The 361-nt window shown below is 69.3% G+C and carries 1 protein-coding gene; it reads left to right on the plus strand.

From position 1 onward, the window contains the following. Window positions 1–361, plus strand: a 361-nt coding sequence (locus MXD61_RS05870) for a hypothetical protein (RefSeq protein WP_248811816.1), incomplete at both ends; no start/stop codon positions are given.

The following is a 361-nucleotide window of genomic DNA, read 5'->3' on the forward strand; positions in this document are numbered from 1 at the left end:
TGGCGATGGACCTGGCCGACACCGCGGGCGAGCCGGTCCTGACCTTGGGAGCCCTCACCTCACGGCCCATCACCGCCACCGAGCTCAACGCTCCCACCGCCCCCGCTCGCGGTGCGATGTTCGCCGTCGACTGGAGCCCCCTGTCCGGCAGCGAGGTTGATGGCGCGAGCCGGCCGAGCAGCGCCGCGATCACGGATGTGGCGGGTCTGGAGGCCTTGGTTGAGGACGTGCCGGAGTGGCTGGTTCTCGATGTGGATCCGCTTGCCGCTGGTTCTGAGCCAGACGAGTTGGTGCGGGTGCGGGTGGTGTTGGCGCGGGTGTTGGAGGTGTTGCAGGCGTTCACGTCCGGGTCGGCTTTTGG

It is taken from the genome of Frankia sp. AgPm24 (assembly GCF_023243055.1).
Lineage (GTDB): Bacteria > Actinomycetota > Actinomycetes > Frankiales > Frankiaceae > Frankia > Frankia umida.